Here is a 15,695-nt window from a genome sequence, read left to right on the forward strand (position 1 = left end):
GGGAGAAGGAGTGTGGCACGGCGTCCAGCGCCGGTACTTCAAGTCTAGGCGGGAAGCGCGGCCTGACTGGCAAGGATGCTTTCCAGGGCGGTGAGGAATGCTGTGGTTTCGCTCTCAGTTCCTGCCGTGACGCGGAGGTGGCCGGGGATCCCGACGTCGCGGATCAGCACGCCGGCATCCAGCAGCTCCTGCCAGACCTGGCGGGGGTTCTCCAGGCCGCCGAAGAAGACGAAGTTGGAGTCCGAGGCTGCGGGCTTGAGTCCCAGCCGCGTCAGTTCGGTGACGATGCGGTCGCGCTGCTTCTTGATGTCTTCGACGTCGGCCATGAGGGCTTCGCGGTGCTGCAGGGCCGCCAGCGCTGTTGCCTGCGTGACGGCGGACAGGTGGTAAGGCAGGCGGACCAGGCGCAGGGCATCCGTGACTTCGGGGGCTGCCGCCATGTAGCCGAGGCGTGCACCCGCGAGGGCAAACGCCTTGCTCATGGTGCGGGAAACGATAAGCCGCTCCCGTCCGGGCAGGAGGGTCAATGCGCTGGGGGTGCCGTCATGGGCGAACTCGTGGTAAGCCTCGTCCACAATGACGATGGTTTGGCTTGCTGCTCCGGCCTCGTAAACGGCTTCCACCACATCCAGCCCGAGACCGGTTCCGGTGGGGTTGTTGGGTGAGCAGAGGAAGACGATGTTGGGCTGGAGTTCCTTCACCTGGCGGGCCGCGGATTCGGCGCTCAGCCCGTAATCGCCGGCGCGTTGGCCCTTGATGTATCCGGTATCCGTTCCGCTGGCCAGCAGCGGATACATGGAATACGTGGGCGGGAAGCCAAGGGCCGTGCGGCCGGGACCGCCGAACGCCTGGAGGATCTGCTGGAGCACTTCATTGGAGCCGTTGGCGGCCCACAGGTTGGACGCGTCCAGTCCGTGGCCCAGGTACTCGGCCAGCGCACGACGGAGGTCGGTGAACTCCCGGTCCGGATACCGGTTGAGGCTGGTGGCCGCGTCGGCCACGGCTGCGGTGATGGCGGCCCTGACGTCAGCCGGAACGCCGTGCGAGTTTTCGTTGACGTTCAGGAGGATGGGGACATCCAGCTGGGGCGCCCCGTAGGGGGTCAGCCCGCGGAGGTTGCTGCGGAGGGGAAGCCGGTTCAGACGCTCTAGCTGGTCATTCACCTGAACAGTTTAGTGGCCGTCCCGGAGACCGGAAAATGTGACAGCCGGTGTTCGCGCTGGGCGTGCGGCCTGCGGCAAGGCCGCACCCGGCGCATGTTGGGGCGGACGCTGCCTCAGCTGGTGGGGACGTACAACTGCTGGCCGGGCAAGACCGCCCCTGCAGGGAGGTTATTCAGCTGGACGATGTCGGCAACCACGTCCCGGGCATCACGGTCGGGGGCGACAGTTCCAGCGATGGACCACAACGACTGTCCGGACTGGACTGTAACGGTCACCGTGGGGGTCACCGTGAGGTCTTCAGCAGTGTCGGAGGCCTTGGCCGGCGAGTTAAAGAACCCTGCCAGGGACAGCAGCAGGGCCGCCAGCAGCACAAGCGGGATACCGATCAGGACGATCTTTCCCCGCCGGGTCAGACGAAGGGGAGGCAGGGGCGCCGGGCCGCCCGGGGTTCCGGGCGTGGCGTGCTGCAAAGCCTGCCGGGCAGAGGCCTGCGGAGCGTTTGCCTGCGAAGCGGATATAGCTGACATGTCTGAGCCCTCCTGGACCATCCTGTGCTGCCGGGGAAAAATCGTGCTGTGGTGCCTGTAGTGCCGGTACTGCCGTTAGTGCCTCTAATGCCTTGGTGCGTTCTCCGCCTGGGGGCGGGGACTGGTGACTTCCTGCTTTACGAGGTCCAGCCTGCCCGGCACCACTGACATTCCGGCCTTCGCATTCGAACGGTTTTCGAATACCGTGCACTTGACTAGAACACATATTCGAACTTTTGCCTCTCCAGTTTTAGCACCTATCAACGAATAATGTCGAGACTCGCTAGAACAAATGTTTGAAAAAGCAAAGTGGCTGGCCTAGCTTTGAAACAGGAAACAACCACCCTTGAAGCTGATCAGCAGGGTCTGACAAAAGGGCAAGTCACCCAGTCCGGAGCCTTGGAAAGCCCGGTGGCAACCGAAAGGCATTGGCGAATATGGCAGCAGCAGCCACCGGGGGCAGGGCAGCCTCGCAGCCGAAAAGGGCCGCGAAGGGGCTCACGCCGCGGCAGAAGAAAATTCTGGAAACCATCCAGCGCTCGGTCAACGAGAACGGCTACCCGCCCTCGATGCGCGAAATTGGCGACACTGTGGGTCTGGCCAGCCTGTCCAGCGTCACCCACCAGCTCTCACAACTGGAGAAGCTGGGCTACCTCCGGCGGGATCCGAAGCGGCCCCGGGCCATGGAGGTACTCACGCCTCTCACACTGGATGGCGGACCCGCAAAGACCGGCGGTCCTTCGGTTTCGCTGCCCCAGGACGCGGGTGCCACAGTAACGGAGCTGCCCACCGCAGTGGACACCGCCATGGTGCCACTGGTCGGCCGGATCGCCGCCGGCGGTCCCATCCTGGCCGACCAACTGGTGGAGGACGTCATGCCGCTCCCCCGCCAGCTGGTGGGACAGGGCGAGCTGTTCATGCTTCGGGTGGCGGGCGATTCCATGGTGGACGCCGCCATCTGCGACGGTGACTGGGTGGTGGTGCGGCGCCAGGCGGATGCCGCCAACGGCGATATCGTGGCGGCGCTCCTGGACGATGAGGCCACGGTCAAGACCTTCCGCCAGCGTGACGGCCATACCTGGCTGCTCCCGCAGAACACCCAGTACGAACCGATTCTTGGCGACCACGCCACCATCATGGGCAAAGTGGTCTCGGTCCTGCGCTCGCTCTAGGGAGAGCAGGACCAACAACTTTATAGTTCGAAAAAGACGGCACCTTCCCCTTTCACGGGAGGGTGCCGTCTGTCAGTGGGCCTCCGCGGCCAGCCGCTCAAGGGCTGCTACCGCTGTCTTCCGGTCCGTCGTGGCCCAGAACGGGGGCAGAGCCCCCCGCAGGAACCCGGCGTAGCGCTCGGTGGCAAGGCGTGAATCCAGCACCGCCACCACTCCCTTGTCGCCGGTGGACCGGATCAGGCGGCCTGCCCCCTGGGCCAGCCGGATGGCGGCATGGGTGGCGGACACCGACATGAACCCGTTGCCGCCCGCCTGCGCCACCGCACGGGACCGCGCCGTCATGAGCGGATCGTCGGGCCGCGGGAACGGAATGCGGTCGATGACCACCAGCCGGCACGATCCGCCGGGGACGTCTACTCCCTGCCACAGGGACATGGTTCCGAACAGGCAGGTGTCCGGTTCGTCGGCGAATTGCTTGACCAGGGCCGTCATGGTGGAATCGCCCTGGCAAAGGACTGTCACACCGAGCTTGGGGCGAAGCGCCTCGGCTGCTTCCTCGGCGGCGCGCCGTGAGGAGAACAGGCAGAGCGCCCCGCCGCCGGATGCGCGGATGAGCGCCTCCAATTCGGCCAGCGATTCCGGCGATGCGCCCCGGCCCGGTTTGGGCAGGTGGCCGGCAACGTACAGTATGCCCTGCTTCGGGTAGTCGAAGGGCGAGCCCACGTCCACGCCGGTCCAGCTGGGGGCGCCGTCTCCCACCAGGCCGAGACCCCCGGCGGCGGGCTCGAACGCTGATCCGATGGCCAGGGTGGCGGATGTCAGGATCACGGTGTGATCGGCAAAGAGGCCCTCCCGCAGCCGGCCTGCCACGGACAGTGGCGCGATGTTGACCAGCACGGGCGCGGATTCGTCGGGCTGCGAATACCCCTGGCCGGGGTCGAAGGAACTGGCACGCGAGAACCACACCACTTCCCTGTTGTCCCGGGCCGCAAGCAGCCGCTCGCACAATTCCAGGATGAGCATCAGGCGGGACCGCGCAAGCTGCCTCCCGCCGTCGGGCGTCGTGCTGCTGTCCCCCTTGGAATCGGACAGCGCCGCGCGGCAGGCCTCACGCAGCTGGTCGATGCAGTCCAGCTGTTCGTCGTTCAGGCCGTTGGGCAGCAGCCCGTTCGGCGCGCCCGCGAGGGCCAGTTCGAGGTTGGCGGCGGCGGCGTTGAGGGCGTCCACGGTGATGGCCGTGTGCTTCCGCGCGCTGGAGGCGGCGGCGTGGACCATGGCCACGGAGAGCTGGCCGGTGACGGCTCCCGTGACCCGGTCCTGCAGCTCGTGGGCCTCGTCCACCACCACAACGTCATACTCTGGCAGGACGGCCAGCCCTTCGAAGGCGCTGACAGCCAGCATGGCGTGGTTGGTGACCACGACGTCGGCCTCGGCCGCGTCCTGGCGTGCCAGCTCGCTGAAGCATTCCGCAGCCAGGGGGCACTTCTGTGAACCCAGGCATTCCATCGAGGTCACCGAGACCTGCCGCCAGGCGCGGTCGGTCACACCGGGAAGGAGTTCGTCGCGGTCGCCGGTGGCGGTCTTCTCCGCCCACTCGCGCAGCCGCACCACCTCCTTGCCAAGCTGCGAGGCGGGACCGCCGACCGTTGCGGCAAAATGGGGAACACTGGTGTCCTCCCCCAGCGAAAACAGCTGCCCCTCGGCGGGCTCCTCCGAAGGGAACCCGCCTTCGAGCTTGTGCCGGCAGACGTAGTTGGAACGGCCCTTGACCAGTGCCACCTTCACCGGCCGCTCCAGGGCAGGAGTGATCGCCTTGAGGAGGCGGGGCAGGTCCCGGCCCACGATCTGCGTCTGCAGTGCCAGCGTGGCGGTGGAAACCAGGGCAGGCTTGTTGCTTTCGAGGGCGTGGGCAATCAGCGGAACCAGGTACGCGAGGGACTTGCCGGTTCCGGTTCCCGCCTGTACCAGCAGGTGGTTCCCCGTTTCGATGGCGCGCGCCACCTGCCTGGCCATTTCGTGCTGCCCGGTGCGGCTCTGCCCGCCCATGGCGGCAACGGCCCGGTCGAGCAGCTCGATGGCGAGCTGCCCGCCGGCCGTTTCCGTGGCTTCGCCGGCCACGAGGTCAGTCATTTGCGGCGAAGGGTTCCAGTTCGGCCGCTAGGCCTTCCCGCACCATGACGACGGCCCGGGTACCTGCCTCGACGTGGTCAAGGCTGATGATTTCAGCGTCGGAGTCGTGCAGTTTGCTGAGCAGGTCGCCGCGGTTGTAGGGAAGGAGCAGTTCCATCTTGACGCTGGGCCGCGGGATGGATTCGCTGATTACGCGGAGCAGTTCCGCGATCCCCTCTCCGGTACGCGCCGAAACCACCACGTGGCGCGGCTCGCGCTGCTTAAGCCGCTCCACCACGAAGGGGTCCGCTGCGTCGGCCTTGTTCAGCACGATGATCTCCGGGATCTTGCGCGCATCCACCTCGCTGAAGACCTTGCGGACGGCAGCAATCTGGCCTTCGGGATCCGGGTGTGAGGCATCCACTACGTGCAGGATGAGGTCGGCGTCAGCCACTTCCTCCAGCGTGGAACGGAAGGCCTCCACCAGTTGGGTGGGCAGGGACCGGACAAAACCGACCGTATCCGCCAGGGTGTACCCCAGACCGTCCGCCGTTTCGGCCTTGCGCACCGTGGGGTCCAGCGTGGCGAACAGGGCGTTTTCGACCAGCACGCCCGCGTCCGTCAGGCGGTTCAGCAGGGAAGACTTCCCGGCGTTGGTGTACCCGGCGATGGCCACGGAGGGAACGGCATTACGACGGCGGTTGGCGCGCTTGGTTTCGCGGGCCGGCTTCATCGCGGCGATTTCGCGCCGCAGCTTGGCCATGCGGGTGCGGATCCGCCGGCGGTCCAGTTCGATCTTCGTCTCACCGGGGCCGCGGGAGCCCATGCCGGCGGCCGCGCCACCCACCTGGCCACCGGCCTGGCGGGACATCGACTCACCCCAGCCGCGGAGGCGGGGAAGCAGGTATTCGAGCTGCGCGAGCTCAACCTGTGCCTTGCCTTCCCGGCTCTTGGCGTGCTGGGCGAAGATGTCCAGGATCAGGGCAGTGCGGTCGATCACCTTGACCTTGACGATGTCTTCAAGCCCGCGCCGCTGGGACGGGGCAAGTTCGGCGTCGACGATCACGGTATCCGCGCCGGTGGACATCACGATGTCCTTGAGTTCCTGGGCTTTTCCGGAGCCCAGAAACGTACCGGGATCCGGCTTGTCCCGGCGCTGCACCAGGCCGTCCAGCACCTCTGAACCGGCTGTCTCGGCAAGTGCCGCAAGCTCGCGGAGCGAGTTTTCGGCGTCGGCAAGGGTTCCCTCGGACCAGAGCCCGGCCAGGACCACGCGCTCCAGGCGCAGCTGGCGGTATTCGACCTCGGTGACGTCTACCAGTTCGGTGGAGAGGCCGGCGGTGCGCCGGAGGGCGCGGCGTTCCTCAAGGTCCTGCTGGTCGCCGTCGAACGTGGTGTGCTCTTCGTCCAGGCGGGAGATGGCCTGTGCCGCACCCAGCACGGGCTTGCCGTTGCCGCGTTCTTCTCCGCGGGGCGTGCTGAGATTCCTGGCCGGTACGTCCTTGGAGAGAATCCGGTCGATCACAGCCTGGATTTCCGCAGGGCTCATGTCCTGGGCGGCTGGTTCGGATCCGGTGTTGGGCTGGCTGGTCATGGTCTCCTTTGAAGATTCGGCAGTTCCAGAATAGTGCCGATTGCTGGTCTGTGGGGAAGTATTCTCGCTGGGCTGACGGCCTGCGGTCATGCAGTTCTCCTGGGATGTTGGGCGCCGGCGGGCCGAAGGCGGCCGCGGGCGCGGGTGCCGCATCACGGAAGGCGGCGGAGCGGGAACGTGCCGGAGAATCGGCGAGAAGACCAGCGGATGCTGACTTTCGAGTATTGTCCGGCTGCCGGAACAGACATGTTGGGTCTGGTCCGGTGCACAAGCGGAAGGTGATGAAAACCTGCGTCGCCGTGGGACTGGCCGTCGCTGGAGGACGGACTGCGGGACGGGCGGTGCCCGTACCGGCTACTCGAAGATCAGGAACATGCCCTCCACCATAGCAGAGGCCCCGCGTCCGCAGTTTCCCTTTACGCTGCAAGGGGAACTACTCTGGCCAGTTATGGAGTCCGCACACTATTTCAGCGCATCCCCCGCCGGCCCCTTCACCAGAAAGCCCCTCACAGTAGAGCTCGCCGGCGAAACCCGCAGGCTGCAGACTTCCAGCGGCATCTTCAGCCCTGACGGCATCGATAAGGGGACGGCGGTCCTCCTGGCTGAGGTTCCGGCGCCCGCGCCCACCGGTAATCTGCTGGACATCGGCTGCGGCTGGGGACCCATCGCGCTCACCATGGCGCTGCGTGCCCCGCACGCACATGTGTACGCCGTGGACGTGAACGAACGCTGCATCACGCTGACAAATGAAAATGCTGCCGCTCTCGGGCTGGCGAACGTTGTGGCCAGCACGCCCGACGCAGTTGATCCGGACCTAAGGTTTGACACGATTTGGTCGAATCCGCCTATCAGGATCGGCAAGGACGAGCTTCACTCGCTGCTGAAACTGTGGCTGCCGCGGCTCGCGCCCGGTGGATCTGCGTGGCTGGTGGTTCAGAAGAACCTGGGCTCGGATTCCCTCCAGCGCTGGCTCGCCGGGGAGCTGGACCATTCCTTCAGGGTGACCCGCGAGTCCACGTCCAAGTCCTTCCGCATCCTGAAAGTCAGGAAAGAGTCCCGGTAGCCACGATGACGGCCGGGCCGCTGAGTTCCACATGCTCGTGGCCGGCCGGTCCGGCGAAGAATTTCACGCCTACTACCCCGCCTGGCACGTGGACCCGCCAGGTGTCCGGAGCCTCTGCGCCGGCCCAGTGGCGGATGGCGACGGCGGCAGCACAGGCTCCCGTTCCGCAGGACTGGGTCTCGCCGACACCCCGCTCGTGGACGCGCATGGTGACTGAACCAACGCCGTCGTGGATGAGCGGTTCAGCCGGGACAACGAACTCCACGTTGGTGCCGTTGGCAGGAATGGGTTCGACGGTGGGTGCCGTGAAGAGCCGGGTCCCCGCGAGTTCGGAGAGTTCTGCGAGGGCCACAACGGTGTGCGGGTTGCCCATGCTGACGGACAGCGCGGGCCGCGGGACCTCCAGCCCGTCCGCGGTGACCAGCGAATCCATGGCTTTGGCTGTGGCTTTACCGGGGAAGATGAACTCCCAGGGGCCCATGTCCACGGCGTACTCGTCCCCGGTACGGACCACGGTCTTGGCCCCGCCGCGGGTGCCGATGGTCAGTGCACCGCCGTCGGGAAGGTCGATCAGGCCTTCGGCCCGGAGAAAGTGGACGAAGACACGGACACCGTTGCCGCACATTTCGGACAGGGAGCCGTCGGCGTTCCGGTAGTCCATGAACCACTCGGCCTCGGGGACCGTGGCCAGCAGGTCGCGGCCTTCGGGGAGCAGGCGGGAGGGAACCGCCCGGATCAGGCCGTCTCCGCCAATGCCGCGGTGCCGGTCGCACAGGCCAGCCACCTGGCCCGCGGTGATGGTGCGCTCCCCCTCGGGATCAGCCACCAGGACAAAATCGTTGCCCGTACCATGCCCCTTCGAAAAGCGCAGCCCGCCCAGCGTGCGGAAGGCGGGGCCGGTGGTCTCTGCGAGGGTTGCGTCCATGCTTCCAAGGTTACCGGCCGGCTGCGGCAGGCCCGAAACCGGCTGCCCGGCACTGAAGCGCCGGCTGGAACCCGTCAGCGGCAGAGGTCCGCGGCACGCTCCACCAGTTGCGGGTCCTGCCAGTCCAGCCAGCTGATCCGGGGGTCCGCCCCGAACCAGGTGAGCTGGCGGCGGGCGAACTGGCGGGTGGCCACGATGGTGCTTTCCGCGGCCTCTGCGACGGTCGCTTCACCGTCGATGACCTGCAGGAACTGGGAGTAGCCGAGGGCGCGGGATGCTGTCTTGCCGTGGCGGAGGCCCTGGGCGTCCAGCCGGCGGACTTCGGCCAGCAGCCCCTTGTCCACCATCGCGTGCACCCGCAGGGCCAGGCGTTCCCGTAGTATGTCCCGGTCCACCGCGAGGCCCACCTGCACGGCGGGGTGGACGTACTCGCGGCGGGGCATGAAGGAGCTGAAAGGGCGGCCGGTGAGCTGGTGGACTTCCAGTGCCCGGATGATGCGCCGGTCATCGGAGAGCCGGCCTGCCGAGACCGGGTCCACGGCCCGCAGCCTGGCCAGCATGGCAGCGGTGCCGGTGGCGGCAAGGTCCGCTTCGAGCTGCTGCCTCAGCTGTGGGTCGGTGCCCGGAAAGTCCAGGACATCCAGCGCGGCCCGGACGTAGAGCCCGGACCCGCCGGCCAGGATGGCCCGTTTTCCGCGGGCATGGATTTCGTCGATGAGCTGCCGGGCTTGCTGCTGGAACTCCGAGACGCTCGCTTCCTGCGTCACCTCCAGGATGTCCAGGAGATGGTGCGGGACTCCCCTGCGCTCCGGCACGGTGACTTTTGCCGTGCCGATGTCCATGCCGCGGTAGAACTGCATGGCGTCAGCGTTGATGACTTCGCCGTCCAGCTCCAGGGCAAGGCTGACGGCGAGGTCCGATTTGCCGGAACCGGTGGGACCGACGACGGCGATGACTGGCGGAGTGCCCACCTGTCAGGGAGTGCGCAGCGGCAGTGAGGGCATGCCCAGGGAGACGCCCTTGCGGCCGGCGCCCGCAGCGGGTGCCGGGGCGCCGCAGGAGTCTGCCTGCGACCTGTCCCAGGCGTCACCGGCCCGTGAGCGCCGCAGGCTGTAGTCCTCCGGCGTGGGGTCCGCGACCAGGTGGAAGGCGGCAGCCTCAGTGATGGTGACCGTAACGAGGTCTCCCGGGCGTGGTGCGGGCGCACCGTCCGGAACGGAAAAATGCACCAGGCGCTGGTCCTGGGACCGGCCGGACAGCCGGTGGGTTTCTTCCGCCTTGCGGCCGGACTGGGCGGTGACCATCACTTCCACGCGGCGGCCCAGCTGCTTGCGGTTCTCCTCGGCGGCGATCCGGTCCTGCAGCGCGGTGAGCCGTTCGAACCGCTCCTGCACAACGGCCTTCGGCAGCTGGTCGGGCAGGTCGGCGGCCGGGGTGCCGGGGCGTTTGGAGTACTGGAAGGTGAAGGCTGTGGCGAACCGCGATTGTTCCACGACGTCCAGGGTGGCCTGGAAGTCTTCCTCGGTTTCGCCCGGAAATCCGACGATGATGTCCGTCGAGATGGCCGCATGCGGGATCTTCTCCCGAACCTTGTCCAGGATGCCCAGGAACTTCGTGGACCGGTACGAGCGCTTCATGGCCCGGAGGATGCTGTCCGAACCGGACTGCAGCGGCATGTGCAGCTGCGGCATGACGTTGGGTGTTTCCGCCATGGCATCGATCACGTCGTCGGTGAAAGCTGCGGGGTGGGGGCTGGTGAAACGGACGCGTTCCAGGCCCTCGATCTGGCCGCAGGCGCGCAGGAGCTTGGAGAATGCCTGCCGGTCGCCGAATTCCACGCCGTAGGAGTTGACGTTCTGGCCCAGCAGCGTGACTTCGATGGCACCGTCGTCCACAAGTGCCTGGATCTCCGCGAGGATGTCCCCGGGACGGCGGTCCTTCTCCTTGCCGCGAAGAGCCGGGACGATGCAGAACGTGCATGTGTTGTTGCAGCCCACGGAGATGGAGACCCACCCGGAGTAGACCGAGTCGCGCTTGGTGGGAAGCGTGGACGGGAACACGTCCAGGGATTCCAGGATCTCCAGCTGCGCCTCGTTGTTGTGCCGGGCGCGGTCCAGCAGCGCGGGCAGGGCGCCGACGTTGTGGGTTCCGAAGACGGCGTCCACCCAGGGCGCCTTCTTCAGGATGGTTTCGCGGTCCTTCTGGGCCAGGCACCCTCCCACCGCGATCTGCATACCGGGATTGGCAGCCTTGACCGGCGCCAGGATCCCGAGGTTGCCGTAGAGCTTGTTGTCGGCGTTTTCCCGGACCGCACAGGTGTTGAATACCACCACGTCCGCCTGCTCGCCGTCAGCAGCAACATAGCCTGCATCCTCGAGCATGCCCGCCATGCGCTCGGAGTCGTGCACGTTCATCTGGCAGCCGAAAGTGCGCACCTGGTAGGTGCGTGCCTTGGGCGCGGCGTCGTGCGGCAGGGACCCGGCCTCTTCGGAGGGCTGGGCACCGGAAAAGGAGGAAGGAATGGTCAAACTCACCTATTAAGGGTACCGGCTGTTACAAGTACGGTTTCGTGGCCCCTAGTCGGGGTCCGGGGCTCCGCGGGCTTCGAGGACCTCGTTCACGATCCGGAACGCCTGGGAGGGCTGGTAGCCCTTGCGGGCAAGCATGGACGCGAGGCGACGGACCGCCTTGTCGCGTTCGGCGCGGTCTGTCAGGTCCGTTCCCGGCCGGATCTTCCGCTCCACCAGGGATCGGGCGGCAGCCTCTTCATCGGCGTCCGTCAGCTGCTCCAGGGCGGCGGTGGCCGTGTCCTGGTCGATGCCGTTCTCAGTGAGCTCACGCCGGAGTGCACCCTTGGCCAGTTTCCGGGACTGGGAACGGCTGCGGACCCACATATCGGCGAATTCGGCGTCGTCGATGAGCCGGACTTCCTCGAACCTGTCCAGTACTGCCTCTGCGATGTCTTCGGGAATGTTCCGTTCGGCCAGTTTGCGCGCGAGTTGAAGCCGGCTCTTGGCAGAGGCTGTCAGCTGCCGGTAGACGATGGCCTGTGCGACGGACACGGGATCGGGCTCGGGATCGCCGAAATTGGGCGCGTGGGGGTCGCCGGGCCCGCCCAGCTCCCCCAATGAAGGGGGTGCCTGGCGGGCCCGCCCCGGGCGGCCCCCGCTGCTGCGGGGCCGCTCCTGTTCAAATCCGGCCAACTGCTAGAACCCGTCGACTGCCTTCAGTTTCGGGGAGTCCTTGGACTCCGCCTCCGCCGGCTTCACGCCAACGCCGAGCTTTTCCTTGATCAGCCGCTCAAGTTCGGCTGCCAGCTCCGGGTTGTCACGGAGGAACCGGCGGGAGTTCTCCATGCCCTGGCCCAGCTGGTCGCCATCGTAAGTGAACCAGGAGCCTGACTTCTTGATGATGCCGTGCTCCACGCCCATGTCGATGATGCCGCCCTCGCGGGAAATGCCCTGGCCGTAGATGATGTCGAACTCGGCAACCTTGAAGGGCGGGGCCATCTTGTTCTTGACGATCTTGGCCTTGGTCCGGTTGCCCACCGAATCCGCGCCTTCCTTAAGGGTCTGGATGCGGCGTACGTCAATGCGGACAGAGGCGTAGAACTTCAGGGCCTTACCACCGGTGGTGGTTTCCGGCGACCCGAAGAAGACACCGATCTTTTCACGCAGCTGGTTGATGAAGATGGCGGTGGTCTTGGTCTGGCTCAGCCGGCCGGTGATCTTACGCAGGGCCTGGCTCATGAGCCGGGCCTGCAGGCCGACGTGGCTGTCGCCCATGTCGCCTTCGATTTCCGCGCGCGGCACCAGGGCGGCCACGGAGTCGATGACGATGACGTCCAGCGAGCCGGATCCGACCAGCATGTCCATGATCTCCAGCGCCTGCTCACCGGTGTCCGGCTGGGAGACCAAGAGTGCATCGGTGTCCACGCCGAGCTTCGCGGCATAGTCCGGGTCCAGGGCGTGCTCGGCGTCGATGAAGGCTGCGATGCCGCCGGCGCGCTGGGCGTTGGCCACTGCGTGCAGGGCGACGGTGGTCTTACCGGAGGACTCCGGCCCGTAGATCTCGATCACGCGGCCGCGCGGCAGCCCGCCGATTCCCAGTGCGACGTCCAGGGCGATGGAGCCGGTGGGGATCACTTCGATGGGCGCACGGACTTCATCGCCCAGGCGCATGACCGAGCCCTTGCCGAATTGCTTGTCAATCTGGGCCAGCGCTGCTTCCAGCGCTTTTGCACGATCCGGGGCTGCCGCCATGGTTGACACCTCTAATGCTTTCTCGATGGTGGCCTTCGCGGCCGTTTATTGGTCATCTCTGACGCTAGGGGGACCCACTGACATTCCGGCCGGGTAATGGCGGCTATGTGGATAACCCGTTACGAAAAAGCATAGCTTTATCCGAACAGGTATTCGAACAGCTTGGCGGCGTGTCAGGGGAAAATACCGGCGGTTACCGAGGCTGAGCAGTCAGTCCCGCAGCGGCTTGATGTCGCGGCCCAGCCGGCGTTCGGCAGGAACATCCTGGACGTCGCAGACGGCCAGCCATACCTTGCGCGGTTCGATGCCGGCAGCGAGTGCCTGGTCTGCGGTCCTGCCGCCAACGCCCGCCAGGACCAGGGTGCTGCTCAGCACGCGGGAGTAGCCTGCGCCGAACTCGTCATCCATCAGCCGCCAGTAGTCACTGAGTCGCATCAGAAAATTCTCTCACGGCTCCGGACCTTAGAATTGTTGCCATGAGCAACTCCCCCGACGCCCTGCCGGACCACGGCGCCGACGCCACCACAGATGCTGCGCTGAACAACGTTGAACACCAGCTCACCCTCCTGTGGCGGCGGGGCCGGGCCATCACCAACCAGTTGTCCCGGCAGGTGCACCCGGACATGGAGCCCGCAGCCTACGGCCTGCTGACCGTGATCCGCCGCGAGGGCCCTATCCGCCTGACAGAACTGGCCATGAGCATCGGAGTGGGAAAACCGTCGGTGAGCCGGCAGATTGCGTTCCTGGAGAGCATCGGCCTGGTGTCCAAGGAAGCCGACCCGCTCGACGGGCGCGCCCAGTCAATCCGGCTGACGCCGAAGGGCGAGGAGAAGATGCACCAGGTGCAGGATGCCCGGCGGCAGGTCTTCCGGGAGCGGCTCGGCGAGTGGCCGGTCCAGGACCTCGAGGAACTGGCTCGGTACATGGCCAAGCTGAACGCGACGTACGAGCGGGACGGCTTCCCCAAGGACGCTCCCGGCGCAGCAGCCAGCCAGGAAGGCTGACGGAACCCCCTGTATGGGTTTGCACGTGAACGACGGAAGCCCCCGGCCTGTGGCCGGGGGCTTCACAACGTTCCAAGGCCCACCAACGGGTGGGGCCGCCCTTAGCGGGCGCCGGAGAGCAGACCGTCGGAAAGTTCGCCATTAAGTTCAGTGTCGAGGTCGCGCTCAAGGTCGCGGCCGTAACGCTGCGAGAATTCCTGCGGAACGGTGTCCGGCACGGTGACGCCTTCGGCCACTGCAACGCGATCGCTCACCTCGCGGAGCATGCTGGACAACGGAACGTCCAGTGCCGAGCAGATCGAGGACAACAATTCCGATGACGCTTCCTTCTGGCCGCGCTCCACTTCGCTGAGGTATCCAAGGGAGACACGGGCGCTGTGCGAAACTTCACGGAGCGTACGCCCCTGACGCTGGCGGACATCGCGCAGGACATCACCAATTTCGTGACGAAGTACAACCATCTTGCGCTCCTTCTGTTCGCTCTTACCCTGATCGGCGAGGCCCACATCCTTCCAGCGGACAACGCCGTTTACGGATACGGGCTGCTTTACCATCTGTATCGCCTTGCTCCCTCATTGGTCCGGTCCGCCCTGAAGCGAACCGTGTGGTCATTTCATCCTAGGCGCCTCCGCTCTTCGGAAGCGACACAATGTAATAACTAATCGGTACCGGCTTTTGTTCCCCGTAACTTTACGTCCGGTAACTTGGCCTGTTCCAATGGCATGGAACTGGGTCGCCTTGGAACGCCCCCGCCTCAGCCGGACAGCGCTTCGAGGAGCCGCTCGAGGGCCGCCCCACACGCCAGTCCGCGGATCTCCGCGCGGTTCCCCTCGAACGAATATTCAAAGGCCGCTGTTCCGGCAGCGGTGGCCACCCCCACGTATACGGTGCCCACCGGCTTCCCGTCATGCCCGTCCGGCCCCGCAACACCGGTAGTGGCAAGGCCCACATGCGCGTCCAGTACTGTCCGTGCACCTTCGGCCATGGCGCGGGCCACGTCCCCGTCCACGGAACCGGCCCGGGCCAACAGGTCAGACGGGACCTTGAGGACGGACTCCTTCACGGAGTTCTGGTAGGCGACCACGCCCCCCTGCAGCATGCCGGACGCACCTGGCGTATCCGCCAGGACAGCCGTCACCATGCCTGCGGTCAGTGATTCCGCAGTGGCTACTGTGCGCCCCTCTTCGAGTGCCTGCCGGACTGCCTGCGCCGCGAGGTGATGGAGGTTGGTCATGGCTTTTCCTGTCCAAGGTTGGCGCGGGCCTGCTTCTTGCCCCGGGACCGGAGGCGGAGCGCTTGAACGACGTACTCGACGCCGGTCCAGACCGTGATGGCCACGGCCGCCATCATCACGGCGAACGCAACCCAGGCCAGCCAGGGCGCGAAGGCCCCCAGCGGCAGGAGGTAGAGGAAGATGGCGGCGGTCTGCACCACGGTCTTGAGCTTGCCCCCGCGCGATGCGGGGATCACGCCGTAGCGGATCACGAAGAACCGCAGCCCGGTAATCCCCCACTCCCGGACCAGGATTACGAGCGTTGCCCACCAGGGCAGCTCACCAAGGAGGGACAGCATGACCAGCGCCGAGCCGGTGAGGAGCTTGTCGGCGATGGGATCGGCGATCTTGCCGAAATCGGTGACGAGGTTCCGGCTCCTTGCGATGTCGCCGTCGAGCTTGTCTGTATAGATCGCGACGGCGAACGCCAGCACCGCCGCCCAGCGCCACAGCCCGGACTCGCTGCGGAGTCCTGGCGCGTCGGCGACCAGGAACCAGACGAAGAACGGCACCAGCGCGATGCGGATCATGGTCAGGACGTTGGGAAGGTTCCAGACCCCGGCACGGCCAGGGCCGGCGGCGGTTGCATCGGTGCTAGTCACT

General features: G+C 66.3%; 16 protein-coding genes. 3 read left to right on the plus strand and 13 right to left on the minus strand.

The annotated features are described in order from the left end of the window. Positions 1–44: 44 nt before the first annotated feature. Positions 45–1,163 carry a histidinol-phosphate transaminase gene (locus tag AC5RT3_RS08880; protein WP_494123992.1) on the minus strand — a complete coding sequence of 373 codons (1,119 nt, stop codon included), beginning with the start codon at positions 1,161–1,163 and terminating at the stop codon, positions 45–47. A 113-nt stretch (positions 1,164–1,276) separates the two neighbouring features. Beyond that, on the minus strand, positions 1,277–1,690 hold the full coding sequence (locus AC5RT3_RS08885) for a LysM peptidoglycan-binding domain-containing protein (protein WP_494051586.1): 414 nt from the start codon (positions 1,688–1,690) through the stop codon (positions 1,277–1,279). Between the two features lie 437 nt (positions 1,691–2,127). On the opposite strand from AC5RT3_RS08885, the gene lexA reads away from it, so the two are divergent. After that, positions 2,128–2,862: a transcriptional repressor LexA gene (gene lexA, locus AC5RT3_RS08890; RefSeq protein ID WP_494051585.1), complete on the plus strand. Its 735-nt coding sequence runs from the start codon at positions 2,128–2,130 to the stop codon at positions 2,860–2,862. Between the two features lie 72 nt (positions 2,863–2,934). On the opposite strand, the gene AC5RT3_RS08895 is transcribed toward lexA, so the two are convergent. Both AC5RT3_RS08895 and hflX read right to left on the minus strand, forming a co-directional pair. Further along, positions 2,935–4,992: an ATP-dependent DNA helicase gene (locus tag AC5RT3_RS08895; protein ID WP_494123993.1), complete on the minus strand. Its 2,058-nt coding sequence runs from the start codon at positions 4,990–4,992 to the stop codon at positions 2,935–2,937. After that, positions 4,985–6,565, minus strand: a complete 1,581-nt coding sequence (hflX, locus tag AC5RT3_RS08900) for a GTPase HflX (RefSeq protein WP_494123994.1) — start codon at positions 6,563–6,565, stop codon at positions 4,985–4,987. The genes AC5RT3_RS08895 and hflX overlap by 8 nt, the downstream gene beginning before the upstream one ends. A 448-nt stretch (positions 6,566–7,013) precedes the next feature. Between hflX and AC5RT3_RS08905 the strand changes: the two genes are divergently transcribed. Further along, entirely contained in the window at positions 7,014–7,628 is a 615-nt protein-coding gene (locus AC5RT3_RS08905) for a class I SAM-dependent methyltransferase (RefSeq protein WP_494051582.1), read from the plus strand. On the opposite strand, the gene dapF is transcribed toward AC5RT3_RS08905, so the two are convergent. From dapF to AC5RT3_RS08935, 6 genes are all read right to left on the minus strand, one after another. After that, positions 7,609–8,553: a diaminopimelate epimerase gene (gene dapF, locus AC5RT3_RS08910; protein ID WP_494123995.1), complete on the minus strand. Its 945-nt coding sequence runs from the start codon at positions 8,551–8,553 to the stop codon at positions 7,609–7,611. The two genes, AC5RT3_RS08905 and dapF, sit on opposite strands and share 20 nt — an antisense overlap. A gap of 74 nt (positions 8,554–8,627) precedes the next feature. Beyond that, positions 8,628–9,524, minus strand: coding sequence for a tRNA (adenosine(37)-N6)-dimethylallyltransferase MiaA (miaA, locus tag AC5RT3_RS08915; RefSeq protein ID WP_494123996.1), 897 nt, complete (start codon positions 9,522–9,524; stop codon positions 8,628–8,630). Positions 9,525–9,527: 3 nt separating this feature from the next. Beyond that, positions 9,528–11,087 carry a tRNA (N6-isopentenyl adenosine(37)-C2)-methylthiotransferase MiaB gene (gene miaB, locus AC5RT3_RS08920; protein ID WP_494123997.1) on the minus strand — a complete coding sequence of 520 codons (1,560 nt, stop codon included), beginning with the start codon at positions 11,085–11,087 and terminating at the stop codon, positions 9,528–9,530. Positions 11,088–11,129: 42 nt separating this feature from the next. Then, positions 11,130–11,615, minus strand: coding sequence for a regulatory protein RecX (locus AC5RT3_RS08925; protein WP_494124039.1), 486 nt, complete (start codon positions 11,613–11,615; stop codon positions 11,130–11,132). 144 nt (positions 11,616–11,759) lie between these two features. Beyond that, positions 11,760–12,815 carry a recombinase RecA gene (gene recA, locus AC5RT3_RS08930; RefSeq protein ID WP_494051578.1) on the minus strand — a complete coding sequence of 352 codons (1,056 nt, stop codon included), beginning with the start codon at positions 12,813–12,815 and terminating at the stop codon, positions 11,760–11,762. A 210-nt stretch (positions 12,816–13,025) separates the two neighbouring features. Then, positions 13,026–13,250, minus strand: coding sequence for a DUF3046 domain-containing protein (locus AC5RT3_RS08935; RefSeq protein WP_009358653.1), 225 nt, complete (start codon positions 13,248–13,250; stop codon positions 13,026–13,028). 41 nt (positions 13,251–13,291) lie between these two features. Between AC5RT3_RS08935 and AC5RT3_RS08940 the strand changes: the two genes are divergently transcribed. Further along, the gene (locus AC5RT3_RS08940; RefSeq protein WP_494123998.1) at positions 13,292–13,819 is read left to right on the plus strand and encodes a MarR family winged helix-turn-helix transcriptional regulator; all 528 of its coding nucleotides are present in this window, start codon (positions 13,292–13,294) and stop codon (positions 13,817–13,819) included. A gap of 101 nt (positions 13,820–13,920) precedes the next feature. Here the strand turns inward: AC5RT3_RS08940 and AC5RT3_RS08945 are convergent, their stop codons facing one another. The 3 genes from AC5RT3_RS08945 to pgsA all read right to left on the minus strand — a co-directional run bounded on the left by AC5RT3_RS08945 (position 13,921) and on the right by pgsA (position 15,694). After that, entirely contained in the window at positions 13,921–14,373 is a 453-nt protein-coding gene (locus AC5RT3_RS08945) for a helix-turn-helix domain-containing protein (RefSeq protein ID WP_494010421.1), read from the minus strand. A gap of 200 nt (positions 14,374–14,573) precedes the next feature. After that, the gene (locus tag AC5RT3_RS08950; RefSeq protein WP_494051577.1) at positions 14,574–15,053 is read right to left on the minus strand and encodes a CinA family protein; all 480 of its coding nucleotides are present in this window, start codon (positions 15,051–15,053) and stop codon (positions 14,574–14,576) included. Then, positions 15,050–15,694, minus strand: coding sequence for a CDP-diacylglycerol--glycerol-3-phosphate 3-phosphatidyltransferase (gene pgsA / locus AC5RT3_RS08955; protein WP_494051576.1), 645 nt, complete (start codon positions 15,692–15,694; stop codon positions 15,050–15,052). Before pgsA ends, AC5RT3_RS08950 begins: the two co-directional genes overlap by 4 nt. Position 15,695 lies beyond the last annotated feature (1 nt).

The sequence above is a fragment of the Arthrobacter sp. Y3221159 genome, from assembly GCF_059089885.1.

Bases quoted from the DNA above. Each gene is read 5' to 3' on its own strand.
- AC5RT3_RS08940 (WP_494123998.1), top strand. From the start codon at position 13,292: ATGAGCAACTCCCCCGACGCCCTGCCGGACCACGGCGCCGACGCCACC.
- AC5RT3_RS08905 (WP_494051582.1), top strand. From the start codon at position 7,014: ATGGAGTCCGCACACTATTTCAGCGCATCCCCCGCCGGCCCCTTCACC.
- dapF (WP_494123995.1), bottom strand. From the start codon at position 8,553: ATGGACGCAACCCTCGCAGAGACCACCGGCCCCGCCTTCCGCACGCTG.
- AC5RT3_RS08885 (WP_494051586.1), bottom strand. From the start codon at position 1,690: ATGTCAGCTATATCCGCTTCGCAGGCAAACGCTCCGCAGGCCTCTGCC.
- hflX (WP_494123994.1), bottom strand. From the start codon at position 6,565: ATGACCAGCCAGCCCAACACCGGATCCGAACCAGCCGCCCAGGACATG.
- AC5RT3_RS08895 (WP_494123993.1), bottom strand. From the start codon at position 4,992: ATGACTGACCTCGTGGCCGGCGAAGCCACGGAAACGGCCGGCGGGCAG.
- lexA (WP_494051585.1), top strand. From the start codon at position 2,128: ATGGCAGCAGCAGCCACCGGGGGCAGGGCAGCCTCGCAGCCGAAAAGG.
- AC5RT3_RS08945 (WP_494010421.1), bottom strand. From the start codon at position 14,373: ATGGTAAAGCAGCCCGTATCCGTAAACGGCGTTGTCCGCTGGAAGGAT.
- recA (WP_494051578.1), bottom strand. From the start codon at position 12,815: ATGGCGGCAGCCCCGGATCGTGCAAAAGCGCTGGAAGCAGCGCTGGCC.
- AC5RT3_RS08950 (WP_494051577.1), bottom strand. From the start codon at position 15,053: ATGACCAACCTCCATCACCTCGCGGCGCAGGCAGTCCGGCAGGCACTC.
- AC5RT3_RS08935 (WP_009358653.1), bottom strand. From the start codon at position 13,250: ATGCGACTCAGTGACTACTGGCGGCTGATGGATGACGAGTTCGGCGCA.